The following is a 14,187-nucleotide window of genomic DNA, read 5'->3' on the forward strand; positions in this document are numbered from 1 at the left end:
AATGGGTGGTGTACACATGGATATGGAAATGCTACAAAACTTGGTTCCACATATTCTTCTTTTTGTTGATAGACGTTGTTTTCCCGAATGGGAAATCATTAACAAAAAAATCGGCTTCCAGGACCTGACTTTCGTTGTGGCCGGGAAATCCAACTATTTCATTAATGGAGTAAAATACACTGTCGAACCCGGGGACGTCATATACATACCTGAGGGCAGCGTTCGCGAAGCACATACATTCTACGAAAATCCAATGCATTCTTTCGCTTTTAATTTCAATTGGACACCAGAGGGCAGTCCTATCGCTCTGCCATTGGAACCCGTGACGAAAAATGTCATTACGAGTGAGATTAGAGGTTATATCAAGCAGTTCACACAAGTATGGATGAGTAAGCAGCCGGGATATATCATGCAAGCTAGAGCTCTATTTATGCTGATTATCCATAAGCTTCTATTGATTTCCTCTCATAAGTCGTCCTATATACAAACAGATCTAAGAGTGAAAAAAGTGTTGGATTACGTTAATGAGCGCTACCCGTATAAACTTGAATTGTCTGGAATAGCCACGCTCTTCAATCTTCATCCGGTTTATTTCGGAAAGATTTTTAAAGAAAATACCGGTTACTCGTTCAAGGAATATTTGAATTTAATTCGTTGCAATAATGCTGAGATGTTGTTGTCTACAGGTGGATTTTCTGTAACTGAGGTTGCTGCACGGTGCGGATTCAATGATGTCTCATATTTTAGCAATGTGTTTAAATCGATTAAGGGCTATCCGCCATCTAATGTTTCCAAATAATTGATTTCTTTAGCGAAATTTTCCTTTCACGGAAATTTATTCGGTTTAAAAATACAATCTTTTACAGTGGATATAGCATTATGTTGATTTTAACAATATGTTATATAAGTGTTACCTAATTATAAAAATAAAGCTATTTATTCATCCATAGAGGAACTAGATATTTTTTGTAATTATTAAATGTAATTTTCTTTTCACGCGATTTTCCTTCTTACACTAAACTTCTCCATTAGTTCAACAAAAAATGGGGAGCGCTTAAGCTTCCCCATCTATTTCTAAATTTAGATATCGTATTCTCGTTTAAATTCGAAAATCTCATCAACAGCCTGTTGATATCCTCCCGCTTTTTGAATGGACTCCCTTATGTTTGAAACAGCTTTATGGAAAGATGGATCGATTAACACATGATCCGCGGCTTCACCCAGTTGTTTTGCAGTCAGGCCTTGCATTGGTAATTGAATACCGGCTCCGATATTGGCGACTTGCCTGGCAATGATCGGCTGATCCGCGCTTTGTGGAATGACAATTAGCGGAACCCCGTAGTAGAGACCCTCATTGGTACTATTCATTCCACCATGCGTGATAAATAATTTCGTGTATTTCAGCACTTCCGTTTGTGGAACATAATTTTTCACAATGAAGTTTTGGGGGATCTCTCCTAAATCAGATATTTGAGTTCTTTCCCCAATAGACATGACAACGGTATGATCAGTGTTCCCAAATGCTTCAAAACAAAGCTTATAAAAATCAATCGCTTGGTTAAAGACAGTCCCCAGTGAAATATAAATTAGGCTTTCTCCCTTGATTGCTGTAAGGTCAACATTTTCTTGATTGAATCGTGTAGAAATCGATGGACCTATAAATTTATAAGTTTGGTCGAATGTTTCTCCAAAAGGTTGAAACTCCCTAGTTGTATAAACGATTGAAAGTGGTGCTGGATTACAAAAAACTTCGTAAGGAGAATGGATTTCAACACCATATTTTTCCTTACACCTCGCCGTCAGGCTTTGATATTCATCGTTTATTTCTTTAAGCCGTTCTGTAGGAATGTTTTTAGAAAGCTGTTCCAGCAATTTATCGAATGATTCCTTTGTCTGCGCAAAGGATGTACAAGAATTGATGGCCGGAAGTTTAAGGATTTGGGCAAGTAACCGTCCACAACCAAACATGGAATCGTGGATGATGTAATCAAAATGTTCTCCCTCAACCTGTTCAAGCACGCTAGGTATGACAATATCTGCCGTATGTAAAAGTCCGTTAATTCTTTCATGTAAATAATTTCTTCCACCCGAGATAAAGGCTTTAATAAATGTTTGACCGTCCAATGTTCGTACAGTAGCTCCCGTCTTATCCAGCCGCTCACGAAAAGCATCTATTGTAAAGTACACTACCTCTTCTCCGCGTGAAATAAGCTCTTCTACAACTCCAATCGTTGGATTGATATGTCCTTCCGATCCGGCATTAATAAATAAAACACGTGCCATTTTTATCACTCCTTCGGTGAATCTAAATTATGTATGAAAAAGGGGCAAGGTCTACTACCTATTAAGATTATTCAATGTATTTTACGTTATTGTCCTGACACCATTTTGTAGCAATCTCTGTATATCGTTCATTGCGAAATGAATACCATTGCTCTTCAATATCAAAATCAATGATCTTATCCTTAAATCTTCTAAAGGCACCCTTTCCCTTAATTACCTTTAATAACGCATTCCGTATGACTTGATCACTAACACTTAGACAAAAATCTTCCATAATTTCATACTCATTAACTTCATATTTTGTCGGTAGTTCTTTGTAATTCTCAAAGTTTTCAAATACATCAATAGCAATCCTTATATCCTCCTGTTCCCAACCAGGTAAATGATCAAACGACTCTTCCTCTTCTGCAACTCTTAAATTTTCCGAAGTTATTGAAATAATTTCACCCGTTTCTATATTTAAAAATGTCCGAGACTCTTCAAACTGTATTTCCAATTCTTCAACAATAGATTGGAGCTTTACTGGATTATTCAATTATTGATCACCCTTTGTTATTTATTAATGCACCCGTTAATTTCAGGACAACTTTCACTAAAAGCATAGCCTTCATCTACTTCAGAAGGGTCTAATACATTTACCCATTGTTCTACATTTGTTTTTTCTGCATCGTTAAAATATAAACTCTTTCTGAAAAAGCCAAATATTCTTCATTTCTTCAAGTTTCATTATTTCTACAAAAACATCCTGTACATTATCACTTATTCTAATATTAAGCAAAACATCATAATAAGTTTTTCTATAAAAAATTGCGAAGTTTTATGCTAGCACCCTATGTAAATAAATCTACATTGTTTTGGTTCCCTTTTCCTTAAAGATACCAACCAATAATACAATAAGCCCTAAGATGAAGATAATTGGAAACAAAACCCACATAATCAATCCCGCCCAAGTATTTCTTACAATAAATGCATATGTTAAGCCTATTGAAAATGATAGGAAAGGTGCTATTGCTACCATTATGGTAATGCCCCAAATGATATACTTTCTTTTATTCGACTTTCCTTTGCTAAATTGCCAAGCAACTACTGAACCTAGGATTGTTATCGCTAATGCTACCATAATTGCCGTCACTGATTTTCTCCTCCTTGATATTACTAATTAAGTATATTCTGGAATAAAATACAAAATCCTTCTTCACTGACCCGCTCGTTCCTTCAATAAGGAAAAAGCGATTCCTCGTTATAGAAGAATCGCCCCCGTAATTGCTGCATAAAACATAAAAGGCGAGACAATAAATCCTGCCTATTTTTTACCCAAAGAATAGATACCAAAACTAGGAAAGAAGCGCAAGCTGTGTGCAATTAAAAATTGCGCTGAATAATAGGTTGTCATAATCAGGATATCAGAATGGGGAATCTCTGAAACAAACATATTCCATGACAGAATTGAGTCTGAGACAACAAATAAAATACTTCCTATTATTGCCCATATATTATGTGACAAAAATCCAGTCCAATTCATCAGGGATATAATCACAATATAAATAAGGACGGGAATTACTAAGGTATCAAGATGATTCTGAAGCAATGCAGCGATTACGTGATATCCCATAACAAAGCCATATAATGCAATAGGTAGAATCATAAGAAGTGAAAGCTTGGTAAAACGCCAATAACGGGTAAACCCTGCAATATAAAACAGATGACCAATTAGGAAGGCTGCTAATCCGATAACGAACCATCTAATTAGCCCATCACCTAGCATACAGATAAATAATCCGCACCAAATAATCCAATGAGGGCGTGATTTTTTATCAGCTATTTGTTTATAAGCATAGAAAAGAATTAGCCACATTGGGATTAATTTAAATAGCATTTTGATTGATTCTGGTTTGCTGGGAATGGCAAATATGTATATAAGGCTCATAAGTAAAATGAAAATGGGTAATCGATAAGTTTTCAATATATCCACCTCTTAGTAACAGTTTCATTTAAGAAAAACTACTTATAGTAAAAGTGATATACATAATTTTTGTTTCCTGAAGGAGTACTGAAGGTTATTCTGCCTACATAGTAACCAGGCTCTTTAGGCAACATAACTGTCTCGAGAAATTCATTCTTCATGTCCTTGATAATAAATTTTATTTCACTTGGCCCCAGACTCTTACCATCTTTTGTATAACCGCCGCTAACTGTCCTTCTCACTCCATTGGCAGGGCCAGCCTTGTCTTCGAGTTCCCCAGAGGGCTCGATATTTTTTATAGTTAGAACAGACTCCTTATTAAATAATTCCGCTGTTTTTCCTTTCAGTGCTTCTTCCTCTGTTACAGTGTCACATGAACGTGGACCTATTTCCGCCTTTTCTTCCTTATTGGAATCCTTTTTACACTGACCATATTCATATATTTCTATCTGTTGCCCACCTACACGAACAATAGGAATGTATTTCAAGTGTGCCAAGTCCCTCTCCTTCTCTTTCGCTTCCAACACCTGTTTATAACTCCAAAAAACTACTAATACTGCTATACCTACAATTACCCCAAACAAAAAATATCTTCTCATAAGCTCCACCTATATATTTTGATTATAGTGATAAATTCTCTGCTAGCTGGCTATAAACCTTCAACAGATAGAAAAGGAATTATTCCTCTTGATGAACAGCTGGTCTTAGCCGTTTTACTCATTGGGGACTTTCCTCCTATGAAAATCATATTTTTTTATTAAGAAAAAGTTAAGGGGGGATAGGCATACTCATCCTTGTAAGCGAGATAACAACAAAAAAACATATACATTTCAGTTTTTGGAGGAATTACACAATGAAGAAAAAATGGTTATTTTGGCTTCCGGTTGGTGCCGCTGCTATCTGGGCTGGTTCGCATCTACTTCAAGGTATCGGACACTTTGGCCACTTTGGCGGTCATGGCATGATGCAGGGAGGATCTGGACAAGGCATGATGCAAGTCGGACAAGGTCCTGGCATGGCCCAGGGCGGCCCTGGACAGGGCATGATGCGCCATGGCGGGAAGCATGGCTTTGGTTTTGACTTTGGTTGGACAAGAACTCTTGTCGGTGCAGGTATTACACTCTTCGGTATCTCCCTTCGCAAACATGCTGGAAATAAAATTTGGAAGAAGTGGGCTGGTTACGGATTAATTGGTGTAGGCCTTGCAGCAGCCTTAAAGGGAGCCCTTCCGTTTCTAGCAATTGGAGCGGGTGCTTACTGGTTGTTTAAGAAAGCAGGTTCCTCTAAACAAAAGGGGTTCAGCAAAAGCGGCTATACGGCAACACCTGTGGTAAGCAGCAACTCACAAATATTAGATGCATGGGAAAAAAATATTATTAAGGAGGAAAAGTAAAATGGGTATTTTTAATAGAGTAAAGACAATCGTTAAGGCGGACTTACATGAATTATTGGATAAGGTGGAAGATCCTATCAGTCTATTAAATCAATATATGCGTGAATTGGACGAGCAGGTTGAGAAGGCAAAGGAAACATTAGGTCATCAGCTTTACTTAGAAAAACGTCATGAGCTGCTTGTGGCAGAGGTCTCGGCAGTAGTTGCAAAACGGACACGTCAAGCTGAGCTTGCAGTCGAAAAAGGTGAAGACACGATTGCAAGAATTGCTCTTCAAGAAAAATTACAGCAAGAAGCAAAACTGAAGCTCTATCAAGAGCAGCATGCAGCAATGAAACAACAGACTTCCGCTCTTCATGAACAAATTGATGTATTGCTTGAAAAATACAACGAATTATCAAATAGACGACTTGTGCTAATCTCACGTGCACACGCGGCAAAGGCACAACAGCAGCTCCAAAAAGCAGTCGCTTCCTTCAGTACGGACAATGCCTTGAAGGGATTCCGCCGTGTGGAAGATTATGTCCAACAATTAGAGGCACAAGCTTCGGCTGCTTCCTACTTCATCCCGTCTGCCCCAACGGTAAACTTGGAAATACAAGAAGCGGTAGAGCGTGAGTTGGCCTTGCTAAAGGAAAGTAAGTGATAATGACTCCAAATAGTTTCATAGAAAATTTGGAGTCTGGCCTGCAAGCAATACTAGTTGATGTGAAAGAGCTGGTACCAGGTAATTTGGGATCAATTATTTCTCAATGGAGCGTAAAGTTGGGGATTAGTGATTTTTATATATCTTTGTTCAGTATTTTACTATTTTCCTTCACTCTAACAGCTTTAGTAGTTGGATGGTACCTTCGCAGGTTTGGTAGGAAAAAATGGCTGGGATATGTCCTTAGCTTCATCGGCTTTCTTCCCTTCTTACCGATTATGACGGCCGGAACCCTCATATCTTGGATGGGTAAACAATATTGGAAGGGTGCTAAAGTTCGTTCCAACAAAGCTTCCGCAACTAAGGAACCACGGAAGGAAGGATCCAGCATAGATGACTGGGAACAAGCATTAAAAAGATTGGAAAGAGTACAATCATAGACAAAAAGACTGCCATAGAGCAGTCTTTTCTGGCTTTAACTCTAGAATAGAACATAGCAGCAGGAGAACCCACCCAAAATTTAATAACCACTTCAATCCTTTTTCGCCCTTTAAAAAGAATACCTTGCCAGTTGCTCGCCCCAAGGTGCAATTTCCGTCTCGATGAATCCTGCCTTTTGATAGACGAATTTTGCTGCTAGATTTTCAGGATGGTAACCAATTATAATAGAAGGTCTGTTTGCTCTATTAATGCGTTTTATCTCATTAATAACTAGAAGGATAGAATTTACTCCCAGCCCTTTCCCTTGAAATTCCTTATCTATCATGAGTCGGTAAATCCAATAATTATCATCGTCAGAATCGATCCCGAACATCGTAAATCCAATCATTTGGTAATCCAAATAAATACCTTTCGCATAGAAATTATCCAGAAATTGAACTTCTTCTATAGAATAAAGATTGGATGCAATAAATGATTGCTGTTCTTCTTTGATTGATAATTGAATCGCTTCTTTCCAGTTATTTTTGTCTATTGGTTTTAAAGATAGTTTATTCAACCTGACACTCCCTTCAAATTTTTATTAACAGATTAACATATTCAACATTTTTACAATTTTTCCTATATTCCCTTAAGAAAAATCACCTATTAAAATAAAACAATGATCAATGTATAAATTTCAGCAAGAATGGTAAACATATAGATACCAAGAGTTGTTCCCCCTTTGCTCCTCAATTTGAGGGGTTTTTTTTATGGGATAAAAAGCAATTGTAGAATAGAGGCAGAATTTTGTAGAATTATCACCTAGATTTGTAGAATGCACCTCTTCGTTTGTAGAATACCCAGTGAATTTTGTAGAATGCACCTCTTATTTTGTAGAATAACTCCATGTATATGAGACTAATAGTTTGTCCATACTGATGATAGTTCAGAAATCGAGGGGGAATGGCTAAATGAAGGAGAATAAATTGTTATTATCTGAGTTTGCTACAGAAGATGGTTTCGAGCTTAGTAGGTATATCACCCAGTTGTTTGAGGTATTTTCTAATCTATCAAATGGCGACAATATGAATACAGAGCCAGCCCCGAAGTGAGGGCTGGCTTTTTTAAATATTACTCCGGGATATATTTAATCGTTATGCCATTTACACTAGTATCCTTTTCGTAGGTTTTTGAAGATTTATTATAAGTAACCTTTAAAGTGCTTTCGTTTAGCCATTCAATCGAAAAACTTTTATCCGACCTAAATGTATTTCCTGCTTCATTCTCAAGATCTTCATCTTTCTTTAAAATCGATAATTGCGGTGAAAAATCCGTTGTTGCTCCGCAGTCTCTTAAGAAAACATACGCTATGTTATCTCCGTCTGGAGATGGGACACTTTTTGAAATTTGATTTCCACATGCACCTGCAAATACTAAATCCAATAAATATTTTCCTGATATTAACACAGCAACTAGTACTATTAATATTATAAAAAGAGGTTTTATTCTTTTTTTCATTAAAAAACACTCATCCCTACATTTTTTGGTAATTGTATCACACATGTACATAGAATTCCTATGTACATTTCCTGAAATTTTGACTTTTTTTGTAGTATTTCCCCGGAAAAAATCTAATTTTGCTAGTTACTAGCTAAATTTAGGGGTGCAGTTTTTGTCTGACGATTTTGGAAGGAATTACGGGGTTTGGAACTAATATTAAGACTAAACCAGTAATAGAAACGTGAGGTGGGTTCGTTTGCTTAAAATGAAAAAGTTATTGGTTGTACTAGTAGCTAGTGTGCTGCTGCATCTGTTTCCAAGTGTGGTTTCGGCGGAGGAGAATTCTTCAGGCTGGAGGCTTGAGGGTGGAACGTGGCATTTTTATGTTGCTGGAGTGATGAAAACGGGCTGGATGTTGGATGGTGGCCGCTGGTATTATTTAGGCAGTGACGGCGCGATGCGGACTGGTTGGGTGCAGGACGGGAGCCACTGGTACTATTTGGACAAGCATGGCGTGATGAAGACTGGATGGGTGCTGGATGGCGGCAAATGGTATTACCTGGATCAGAATGGGACGATGAAAACGGGTTGGGTGATGGTGTCAGGCACCTGGTATTACTTGGATTCGAAGGGCGCGATGGTGAAGGGGTGGAAATGGATTGGCTCGGGCTGGTATTATTTCAGTTTGCGTGATGGCGGGATGCTGCGGCAGAATTTTGCTGATGGATTATATTTGATGGATAACGGCCGGATGACGCTGGCTGGCAATGCGAATGTTGTTTCGGTTGTGGATGGGTTGAAAAAGTGGATTGATGTGGGGTTGACGCAGTCCGGGCTGCAGTCGCGGCTGGGTACCGGGTATCATGATATGGTTGGGATTGAGAACGAAAAGTATTGGTTGTATACGTTGAAAGTCAGCGGTCCTGGCACTTATAAGGCAGTGAAGTGGGATGCCGATGATTTCGGAGCGGAGGATTTGGCGAATGGTTCTGCCGATGTCATTGTGCTCGTGTTTTGGGATAGCACGAAGAAAGCATTCCAGGTGTCAATGGATTATTTCGATGCGAACCACAAGTTCCATCATTATCATTCTTCTAAATATGATTATGAGTATAATTAAATTAATTGCCAGTCCCTTGAACCTTTGGGACTGGCTTTTTTTATACAAGCGGCGCGTTGATTAAAGTAGTGAAAAAGAGGTCATGAACATGGCCATCGTCCAGTGTGGTTGTTCCCTGGATTAAATGTATGTGTTTTCCTCCGCCGACATCGATAGCAGGACCAGTTGTAATCCCGACTTCGTGATGGTGATCTAAAAAGTCCGTATTCACCAAGATGCTATGAACATGACTATCCCCCATCGGGATCACCTCACTGGTCACGCCTGCGAAACGATGATTATGCCTGTCATCATCTTCCTCTGCTAACTTCGTACTCGCGGTGAATTCATGCACGTGGGTTTGAACGGTGTTTTCAGTATACCCAGACGGACTTGCACTTTGATTTTTCCTATTCCTATTCGAATTGGCATAATCTTGATTCCAGCTCATAAGAACCCATCCCCCTCTTAAATAACGTACGAAAAAATTATATTCAAAGGGAACCTTTTTCATGAACTATTTGTACATCTTTTTAATTTTTAAATGAAGCCATTTTTTATAATTGTTTCCGTATCCTAATTGTAACTTTTACTCTTTTTTACAATCAAATCCACGATTGCCTTAATCACCATCAAGCTGACAAGGCTAACAAGATATGAGTAGAGATAGTTCCAGTTTAAGAGCTTATATATGCCCATTTTGGTAAAAAGAGGTGCGCCCACGAAGGAAATAAGGGCAGACAAAAGAAGATTGCCAATGATATAAGCCTTCCATTTACTGCAATACTGATAGAGAAGTGCAACTAGGCTCGGCACGATTCCAAAATCTGCAGCATTAAATCTTGCTGTAAAAAAGAATAATTGGTGGGGGTATTCCCACAGGTTGTATTTAACTCCTGTTTCATCCAAAGTACCAACTATAATGAAGGCTACAAGAAAGGCAATAGTGATGGGCAATATTCTTTGTCGGTCAATGAGGAATATGAATAGTAAAATTAGACCGAAATTAACAATTGCAATAACCCACCATTGAAAGGAAAATAAATCGGTATGAATCCAATATTCTTTCTGTATTTGGTTGAGGCTTTTATGTAGATCCTCCATTTGTTGATACATGTTGTCACAACCTCTGCTTTTGAATTCAAATCTAATTTTTCCAATCTTTTATATTTTATTCCATAATATAAAAAACTCCCATGGCCAATATGACCAAGGAGTTCTTTATACATTTTGCAGCTGCTTCCATTGGCTGAGATGGATGACGCCCAATTCGGGCTGCGGGGCTCCCTCTAGTACAGCCAAATATTCAAGCGAGTTTCCATCCGGGTCCTCAAAGTAGTAACAAGCCGCAGGCATCCAGGCATGGACAACCGGTTCTGAAGCATCTAATCCAAACGCGGGCCGCAGCTCGATTCCTTTGCTTTCAAGGTATTGTGGCAGTTCATGTAATTGTTCTAGGGGTAGGGCGAAAGCGAAATGCTTTTTGAAAAATTGGTCCTCCGGGACTTCCCAAACTCCGAGCATTTGCTCTTTTGTACCAAGTTCACCAAGCCAGAAAAAGGCGACCCTTCTTTCGTTAAGCACATAGGCAAGATCCAGGTCGAGAGACTGATAGAATTCGATTGATTTTTCTAGGTTTTTGCAATAAACATGGGTTTCATATAGTTTTGCATTTTTCATTGATCATACCACCAATCTGTATTTGATGATTTCATTTTAGTGGTTTGTTGCGTTAGAGACATTGTGCTTTGGTGGGAATATTTCTCCATCAAAAGTCGTAGGTTATTCTTTTGTCGATCTGCCCTTGGCCATGTCGCCTCGTAAGATCATGCATGTACTGGTGGAATGGGCAACAAGGCTTTCTTTTTCGTCATAAACATGGCATTCAAGGAGACCAATTGAGTTCCCCTTCTTGATAACTTGTCCTACCGCACGAAGTTTTGATTTCCAGATTGGTTTCAGGAAGTTTAGTTTTATTTCTACTGTGGTAAAAGCTTCATCGTCTGCCAAGGTGCTTACGAACGCATACCCCATCGCAGCATCCGATAGGTCGCAGAGGATTCCGCCATGTAGTGTCCCCATTGGATTGTATAACCGTTCCGAGGTTTCCATCTCCAAGACTACCCTTCCCTCTTCTAGTTCTACTAGTTCAATCCCGAGCAGCTCCGTAATCGGTGCTCTAGGAGCTTCTCCGGTTAATACCTTATTTAATTGATTATAATGTTTCATTTCCATGGCCTCCGTTTATTTAGTTTGAATTTTCTGTATTTTTATCATACCATAAATTGGATGGGCCTGTCTTTTTTGGGGAGAGGGACTGGAAGGGAACGATTTTTTCTAGTAGTTGCTGATTGAGCTGCGTTATCCGCTGATTGGCTCTGCTTATCCGCTAATTGACACCCGCTATTCCCTGATTGGCGCCCGCTATCCCCGCCCCAAACAAAAAACCCCCTCAGCCATCCGGCCATGGGAGTCCACTTACCCTCTACTTTAAAGTCCCATTACTATTGAAGAAATACCAGTTTCCTGAGATTTTCACCCGGTCTGTTACCATTGTGCCGCTCGAGTTAAGGTAATACCAGGCCCCGCCGTCCTTCAGCCAGCCCGTTGCCATCGACCCGCTCGGGTTGAGGTAGTACCAGTACTTGCCGCTCTTCACCCAGCCGGTTGCCATCGCTCCGCTCGGCTTGAGGTAGTACCAGACTCCGCCGTCCTTCACCCAGCCCGTTGCCATTGCACCGCTTGATTTGAGGTAATACCAGTTGGCGCCATCCTTCACCCAGCCGGTTTGCATAACGCCATTGGTATTCGAATAATACCAAGTGCCTCCTACCTTATACCAGCCCTTTTTCAGCATAAAGCTGACGGGATCATAATAGAACCATTTTCCGTCCTGGAACACCCAGCCAGAAAGATTTGCCGCTGTCCCCGAGACGACAATCGTTGCAGACTCGCTCATGTTTCCAACCTTATCAATAGCGACAATAGTTAATACGGTGCCTGACACCTGCATCGGAATCGGGACCGAAAAACTGCCGTCCGTACCAGCTTCCGCTAAACCGATTACTTGACCGCCGCCCTTTACTTTTACCTTGGAACCAGCTTCTGCCGTGCCTGTGACCGCTTGATCCTTATCGGTTACGGCATTCACGACCGGCTTGCCAGGTGCATCCACATCTCTTACCACCACTACTGTCGCATCACTTACATTACCAGCTTGATCGGTGGCCGTGACGCTCAGTTCGGTGCCTGACACCTGAAGTTTAATTGCAACTGAAAATTGACCATTTTCACCAGCTGTCGCAGTGCCTAAAACAAACCCGCCAGCCTTTACTTCTATCTTCGCGCTTGCCTCCGCCGTACCTGTGACCGCCTCATCCTTATCCGTTACTTCCTTCACTTCTGGCTTCGCCGGAGGGGTTGTGTCCGATTCAATTGTGAATGATCCATCGGCAAAAACCGTCGTGCTGTTACCCGCTTTATCTTTTATAAAAATAGAATCAATTTTCCAGACACCAGGCACCGTATCCTTCGTGGCCTGGTACCAGCCCACCCATTCACGTGCCGATTCGTCATAAGTGAGGCTTACTGAATCCTGTGCATGGTGCTCCTGATTTGATAACCGAACGTCTACCGCTGCAACACCAGATTTATCATCGAGTGCTGTCACGGCAATTTTTACTTTTTCATCGGTCTTTGCGTTTGATGGACTGATTGCCACGGTTTCAAACGTTGGCGCCTTCGTATCTGCATCCGGGTTTGTGACGGTGAAGGTCTTTCCGTTTTGCCAAGCCCAAGTGCGGTTGCCGGCTTTGTCGGTCACATCCAGCGCCCTTAAGGTCCATTCCCCTGGCTCATCCCCAAGGCTAATTTTATACATGCCGCCCCATTTTTGTGACTGCTCATTGTATGTAAGGTCAACAGAACGCATTAAGCCGCTCGGACTTGCTAAAGAAACTGCCGCTGAGCTTACCCCTGATTGATTATCTTGCAATGCTGCAGAAATACCGATCTCCTGTCCAAGGCTGACCTGTGTTGTGGAAAGCTCGACACTATCCACCACTGGTGCGGTCGTGTCAGCATTTGCGTTATTGATTGTAATTCCGCTTGGATCGCTAAACCAAGTATTGTTGCCTGCGGCATCGCTGGCATTCACTTCTACCGTCCAGGATCCGGCTTCATCATTGTCTTGTACCTGATAGGAGCCAGCCCATGTTCCCGCCGCCGCGTCAAACTTTAACGGGACTTCGCGGAAATCTCTGGAGTCGCTTGTCAGGTATACGGTTGTTGCCGTTACGCCTGTTTCATCTGCCGCAATGGCCGTAAAGTTTATGGTCTCCTTTGGTTTTGCACTTCTCGGAGAGACTTGCAAGTCCTTTACGACAGGCGGTGTAGCATCCACGGCCGGATTCACGATGGTCACTTTGCCTTGTTCCTGCTGCCCAAAGTTGCCGGCTGCATCCCATGCTGAAACCTCTACCGTCCACGGTCCATTTTCGTCGATGGACTGCACTTTATACGTTCCCGTCCATTTTCCGGATGCTGGATCGGCGGACAGTGAGATGTAGCGGAATTGCCCTGAACTGCTGTAAAGATGGACATCCACCCCCTCCACCTCTGAATCGTCTGTCACCATTGCCGTAAATTGCACGGCCTCATCCGGCTTTGCTGTAGACGTTGAGGTTTGAAAATTTTGCACAACTAGCGCGGTCGTGTCATTTGCATTCGCAGCCGCTTGAGTTTTTACTTGATTGCTAGTGGATTTTAAAATAGTTTTTGTGCTAGTAGCTGCCAGCCCCGCTCCCGGCAGCAACAGCAAAAAGCTTAGCATTAATAGAAAAATCTTTCTCCTCAAACTAATTATCGCCTCCTTAAATTGTTAT

19 protein-coding genes are annotated in these 14,187 nt (G+C 40.9%); 6 read left to right on the top strand and 13 right to left on the bottom strand.

What is annotated here, in order from left to right; all coding sequences use genetic code 11:
* Window positions 1-16: 16 nt before the first annotated feature.
* Entirely contained in the window at window positions 17-799 is a 783-nt protein-coding gene (locus AC59HZ_RS19795; protein ID WP_496547523.1) for an AraC family transcriptional regulator, read from the top strand.
* 281 nt (window positions 800-1,080) lie between these two features.
* Here AC59HZ_RS19795 and AC59HZ_RS19800 read toward each other — a convergent pair whose 3' ends face one another.
* The 5 genes from AC59HZ_RS19800 to AC59HZ_RS19820 form a co-directional block, all read right to left on the bottom strand.
* Window positions 1,081-2,283: a macrolide family glycosyltransferase gene (locus AC59HZ_RS19800; protein ID WP_496547524.1), complete on the bottom strand. Its 1,203-nt coding sequence runs from the start codon at window positions 2,281-2,283 to the stop codon at window positions 1,081-1,083.
* A gap of 67 nt (window positions 2,284-2,350) precedes the next feature.
* Window positions 2,351-2,818 carry a UPF0158 family protein gene (locus AC59HZ_RS19805; RefSeq protein ID WP_496547525.1) on the bottom strand — a complete coding sequence of 156 codons (468 nt, stop codon included), beginning with the start codon at window positions 2,816-2,818 and terminating at the stop codon, window positions 2,351-2,353.
* Between the two features lie 309 nt (window positions 2,819-3,127).
* Window positions 3,128-3,415 (bottom strand): hypothetical protein, encoded by a 288-nt coding sequence (locus tag AC59HZ_RS19810; protein ID WP_496547526.1) that lies wholly within the window; start codon window positions 3,413-3,415, stop codon window positions 3,128-3,130.
* Window positions 3,416-3,586: 171 nt separating this feature from the next.
* On the bottom strand, window positions 3,587-4,255 hold the full coding sequence (locus AC59HZ_RS19815) for a lysoplasmalogenase (protein ID WP_496547527.1): 669 nt from the start codon (window positions 4,253-4,255) through the stop codon (window positions 3,587-3,589).
* Between the two features lie 29 nt (window positions 4,256-4,284).
* Window positions 4,285-4,845, bottom strand: a complete 561-nt coding sequence (locus tag AC59HZ_RS19820; protein ID WP_496547528.1) for a hypothetical protein — start codon at window positions 4,843-4,845, stop codon at window positions 4,285-4,287.
* Between the two features lie 254 nt (window positions 4,846-5,099).
* Between AC59HZ_RS19820 and AC59HZ_RS19825 the strand changes: the two genes are divergently transcribed.
* Genes AC59HZ_RS19825 through AC59HZ_RS19835 form a run of 3 tightly spaced genes read left to right on the top strand, consistent with a single transcriptional unit; the run spans window position 5,100 to window position 6,725 of the window.
* Window positions 5,100-5,639 (top strand): hypothetical protein, encoded by a 540-nt coding sequence (locus AC59HZ_RS19825; protein ID WP_496547529.1) that lies wholly within the window; start codon window positions 5,100-5,102, stop codon window positions 5,637-5,639.
* Window position 5,640: 1 nt separating this feature from the next.
* The gene (locus tag AC59HZ_RS19830) at window positions 5,641-6,285 is read left to right on the top strand and encodes a PspA/IM30 family protein (RefSeq protein ID WP_496547530.1); all 645 of its coding nucleotides are present in this window, start codon (window positions 5,641-5,643) and stop codon (window positions 6,283-6,285) included.
* 2 nt (window positions 6,286-6,287) lie between these two features.
* Window positions 6,288-6,725, top strand: a complete 438-nt coding sequence (locus AC59HZ_RS19835) for a hypothetical protein (RefSeq protein ID WP_496547531.1) — start codon at window positions 6,288-6,290, stop codon at window positions 6,723-6,725.
* A 110-nt stretch (window positions 6,726-6,835) separates the two neighbouring features.
* Here AC59HZ_RS19835 and AC59HZ_RS19840 read toward each other — a convergent pair whose 3' ends face one another.
* Window positions 6,836-7,282: a GNAT family N-acetyltransferase gene (locus AC59HZ_RS19840; RefSeq protein ID WP_496547532.1), complete on the bottom strand. Its 447-nt coding sequence runs from the start codon at window positions 7,280-7,282 to the stop codon at window positions 6,836-6,838.
* 394 nt (window positions 7,283-7,676) lie between these two features.
* On the opposite strand from AC59HZ_RS19840, the gene AC59HZ_RS19845 reads away from it, so the two are divergent.
* Window positions 7,677-7,817, top strand: coding sequence for a hypothetical protein (locus AC59HZ_RS19845; protein ID WP_496547533.1), 141 nt, complete (start codon window positions 7,677-7,679; stop codon window positions 7,815-7,817).
* 19 nt (window positions 7,818-7,836) lie between these two features.
* Here AC59HZ_RS19845 and AC59HZ_RS19850 read toward each other — a convergent pair whose 3' ends face one another.
* Window positions 7,837-8,223 carry a DUF5412 family protein gene (locus AC59HZ_RS19850; RefSeq protein ID WP_496547534.1) on the bottom strand — a complete coding sequence of 129 codons (387 nt, stop codon included), beginning with the start codon at window positions 8,221-8,223 and terminating at the stop codon, window positions 7,837-7,839.
* A 247-nt stretch (window positions 8,224-8,470) separates the two neighbouring features.
* Between AC59HZ_RS19850 and AC59HZ_RS19855 the strand changes: the two genes are divergently transcribed.
* Entirely contained in the window at window positions 8,471-9,325 is an 855-nt protein-coding gene (locus AC59HZ_RS19855; RefSeq protein WP_496547535.1) for a hypothetical protein, read from the top strand.
* Between the two features lie 40 nt (window positions 9,326-9,365).
* On the opposite strand, the gene AC59HZ_RS19860 is transcribed toward AC59HZ_RS19855, so the two are convergent.
* The 6 genes from AC59HZ_RS19860 to AC59HZ_RS19885 form a co-directional block, all read right to left on the bottom strand.
* Window positions 9,366-9,755, bottom strand: a complete 390-nt coding sequence (locus AC59HZ_RS19860; RefSeq protein WP_496547536.1) for a YmaF family protein — start codon at window positions 9,753-9,755, stop codon at window positions 9,366-9,368.
* Between the two features lie 125 nt (window positions 9,756-9,880).
* Window positions 9,881-10,420: a CBO0543 family protein gene (locus tag AC59HZ_RS19865; protein ID WP_496547537.1), complete on the bottom strand. Its 540-nt coding sequence runs from the start codon at window positions 10,418-10,420 to the stop codon at window positions 9,881-9,883.
* Window positions 10,421-10,525: 105 nt separating this feature from the next.
* A complete protein-coding gene (locus AC59HZ_RS19870; protein ID WP_496547538.1) occupies window positions 10,526-10,984 on the bottom strand; it encodes a VOC family protein in 459 nt (152 codons plus the stop codon).
* Window positions 10,985-11,086: 102 nt separating this feature from the next.
* Window positions 11,087-11,533, bottom strand: coding sequence for a PaaI family thioesterase (locus AC59HZ_RS19875; protein ID WP_496547539.1), 447 nt, complete (start codon window positions 11,531-11,533; stop codon window positions 11,087-11,089).
* A 44-nt stretch (window positions 11,534-11,577) separates the two neighbouring features.
* A complete protein-coding gene (locus tag AC59HZ_RS19880) occupies window positions 11,578-11,772 on the bottom strand; it encodes a hypothetical protein (protein ID WP_496547540.1) in 195 nt (64 codons plus the stop codon).
* A gap of 17 nt (window positions 11,773-11,789) precedes the next feature.
* Window positions 11,790-14,159 (bottom strand): N-acetylmuramoyl-L-alanine amidase family protein, encoded by a 2,370-nt coding sequence (locus AC59HZ_RS19885; RefSeq protein ID WP_496547541.1) that lies wholly within the window; start codon window positions 14,157-14,159, stop codon window positions 11,790-11,792.
* Window positions 14,160-14,187 lie beyond the last annotated feature (28 nt).

Source organism: Neobacillus sp. DZ-9 (assembly GCF_059587065.1).

What these genes read in the sequence shown, in the direction of transcription:
- AC59HZ_RS19795 (WP_496547523.1), top strand. Translation starts at nt 17, where the DNA reads ATGGATATGGAAATGCTACAAAACTTGGTTCCACATATTCTTCTTTTT.
- AC59HZ_RS19800 (WP_496547524.1), bottom strand. Translation starts at nt 2,283, where the DNA reads ATGGCACGTGTTTTATTTATTAATGCCGGATCGGAAGGACATATCAAT.
- AC59HZ_RS19820 (WP_496547528.1), bottom strand. Translation starts at nt 4,845, where the DNA reads ATGAGAAGATATTTTTTGTTTGGGGTAATTGTAGGTATAGCAGTATTA.
- AC59HZ_RS19825 (WP_496547529.1), top strand. Translation starts at nt 5,100, where the DNA reads ATGAAGAAAAAATGGTTATTTTGGCTTCCGGTTGGTGCCGCTGCTATC.
- AC59HZ_RS19830 (WP_496547530.1), top strand. Translation starts at nt 5,641, where the DNA reads ATGGGTATTTTTAATAGAGTAAAGACAATCGTTAAGGCGGACTTACAT.
- AC59HZ_RS19835 (WP_496547531.1), top strand. Translation starts at nt 6,288, where the DNA reads ATGACTCCAAATAGTTTCATAGAAAATTTGGAGTCTGGCCTGCAAGCA.
- AC59HZ_RS19845 (WP_496547533.1), top strand. Translation starts at nt 7,677, where the DNA reads ATGAAGGAGAATAAATTGTTATTATCTGAGTTTGCTACAGAAGATGGT.
- AC59HZ_RS19850 (WP_496547534.1), bottom strand. Translation starts at nt 8,223, where the DNA reads ATGAAAAAAAGAATAAAACCTCTTTTTATAATATTAATAGTACTAGTT.
- AC59HZ_RS19855 (WP_496547535.1), top strand. Translation starts at nt 8,471, where the DNA reads ATGAAAAAGTTATTGGTTGTACTAGTAGCTAGTGTGCTGCTGCATCTG.
- AC59HZ_RS19860 (WP_496547536.1), bottom strand. Translation starts at nt 9,755, where the DNA reads ATGAGCTGGAATCAAGATTATGCCAATTCGAATAGGAATAGGAAAAAT.
- AC59HZ_RS19865 (WP_496547537.1), bottom strand. Translation starts at nt 10,420, where the DNA reads ATGTATCAACAAATGGAGGATCTACATAAAAGCCTCAACCAAATACAG.
- AC59HZ_RS19870 (WP_496547538.1), bottom strand. Translation starts at nt 10,984, where the DNA reads ATGAAAAATGCAAAACTATATGAAACCCATGTTTATTGCAAAAACCTA.
- AC59HZ_RS19875 (WP_496547539.1), bottom strand. Translation starts at nt 11,533, where the DNA reads ATGAAACATTATAATCAATTAAATAAGGTATTAACCGGAGAAGCTCCT.
- AC59HZ_RS19880 (WP_496547540.1), bottom strand. Translation starts at nt 11,772, where the DNA reads ATGGCCGGATGGCTGAGGGGGTTTTTTGTTTGGGGCGGGGATAGCGGG.